At 69.2% G+C, this 791-nt stretch carries 1 protein-coding gene; it reads right to left on the bottom strand.

Annotated elements, in window-relative coordinates; translation table 11 throughout:
• Positions 1 to 791 (bottom strand): SPFH domain-containing protein (locus AC1DU6_RS33615; protein ID WP_477862694.1); only part of this gene is annotated, 791 nt, incomplete at both ends.

Here is a 791-nt window from a genome sequence, read left to right as displayed (position 1 = left end):
GTGCCGCCCTGCCCCGCGCCCTGACCACCACCCACCACGACCTCGGGCACCAGTTGCACGCCRGCGCCGGCCAGGGCCTGGGCGACCTGCACGATGGCGTAGTTGCCCGATTCCATCGAGCCGATCTTCTGGCGGATGACCTCGGCCTCGGCCTCACCGATGGCCAGCGTGCGGCCGGCCTCGGCCTGGCCGGTCACGCGCGTGACCTCGGCATCGGCTTCCGCCGTGATTTTCTTCGAGCGCGCCGCACCGTCAGCCGTCTTCACCGCCGCCTGGGCGCTGAACTCGGCGATGGCCACCTTGCGCTCGGCATCCACCACCTGGGCCTGGGTGCGGGCCAGGGCCGTGGCCTGCTCGAGCTGCTGGCGCACGCCCTGGGCTTCCATCTGCGTCGTGAAGGTGACCTTCTCCTGCTCGGCCAGCTTGCGGTCGGTCAGCGTCTTCATCAGTTCGGCCGGCGGCACGATGTCGCCGATCAGCGTCTCCACCGCACCGACGTCATAGGCCTTCAACGCCACGGCGATGGCGGCCTTGGCCTCGGCCTGGCGCTCGCTGCGCTTCTTCAGGAAGTCGATGACGTCCGAGTTCTGCGCGGCGTTGCGGAAGTAGTTGCCGATGGTGGGCTCCAGCACCTGCGTGACCAGGGCCTCCATGCTGCCGAAGCGGGCGATGACCTTGGGCGCGTCGTTGCGCGGGATGTGGATGATCTGGCTGACGTCGAGGTTGAAGGTGAAGCCGTCGGCCGAGCGCACGGTGATGGTGGACAGGTTGGCGTCCAGCCGGTGGGCCTC

Source organism: Roseateles sp. P5_B10 (assembly GCF_056400485.1).
Note: the sequence above shows the minus strand (reverse complement) of the source record. Positions and strands in the feature narration are given on the sequence as shown.